The following is a 768-nucleotide window of genomic DNA, read 5'->3' as shown; positions in this document are numbered from 1 at the left end:
CCAGACGAGACACCGGCCCCCGACCAAGCACCGCAGCCGCCCGACCCCGAGGTTGCCGCACCGCCGACCACACCGGAGACAGCCACACCTCCCGTGCTCGAAGCGGCCCCCGCGACCGTGAGTGCACCCGTTCCCGCCGCCCTGGTCGAGCACGCCCGGAAGGTCGCCACCGCACACCGCGACCGGACCGGCCAACCCATCGACACCGACACCCTGCGCGCCCGACTCGGCGTGCCACCGGAACTCGCCCGGCAGATCGCCACCCACCTCACCTGACACCGGCAAGGAGGCACACCGCATGTCCGCGAACCGACGCTTCCGCCGCGTGACCCGCATCGGACCCGTCCAGGTCGGTACCGCCTACGACCACCGGGGCCGCGAGAAGCACACCGCCGCCTGCACCGCACCCCGCTGCGGCTTCTCCGCCGACTACGACTCACGCGCCGCCGCCGAACTCGCCGCCCGAACCCACCGCTGCCCCGTCCGCTGACAGGAGATCCCGACCGTGACCGTCTCCCTGCCGCTCGTCCTCGTCCTGGGCGTCATCGCCTGGGCCGCGATCAAGTTCCTCGGCGTCCGCCTGTGGGTCGTCGCCGTCATCGCACTCTTCGGCTTCTACCTCAACCAGACCTTCCTGGCCCCCGCCATCGACTCCGGCACCCGCACCGGCGTCGACATCGTCAACGGCACCGACCCGGACTGAAAGGACACCCCGCCATGCTGCTCCGCCCCCAGCTCCCGCCCACCACGATGACCACGCACCTCCCC

General features: G+C 72.1%; 2 protein-coding genes and 1 pseudogene. All 3 read left to right on the top strand.

The genetic code is table 11. The annotated features are described in order from the left end of the window. Positions 1-276, top strand: a pseudogene (locus GL263_RS27485) (DUF2637 domain-containing protein); the annotation flags it as partial. A 22-nt stretch (positions 277-298) separates the two neighbouring features. Continuing rightward, a complete protein-coding gene (locus tag GL263_RS27480) occupies positions 299-490 on the top strand; it encodes a mobile element transfer protein (protein WP_182858429.1) in 192 nt (63 codons plus the stop codon). A 15-nt stretch (positions 491-505) separates the two neighbouring features. Then, the gene (locus GL263_RS27475) at positions 506-703 is read left to right on the top strand and encodes a hypothetical protein (protein WP_182858428.1); all 198 of its coding nucleotides are present in this window, start codon (positions 506-508) and stop codon (positions 701-703) included. Positions 704-768 lie beyond the last annotated feature (65 nt).

Origin of the sequence: Streptomyces durbertensis (assembly GCF_014156695.1) — a bacterium.
GTDB lineage: Bacteria > Actinomycetota > Actinomycetes > Streptomycetales > Streptomycetaceae > Streptomyces > Streptomyces durbertensis.
The sequence above is the reverse complement of the archived record's forward strand: the minus strand, read 5'-3'. Positions and strand labels throughout refer to the sequence as shown.

Excerpts from the sequence above, each read along its gene's own strand:
- GL263_RS27480 (WP_182858429.1), top strand. The coding sequence starts at position 299 with ATGTCCGCGAACCGACGCTTCCGCCGCGTGACCCGCATCGGACCCGTC.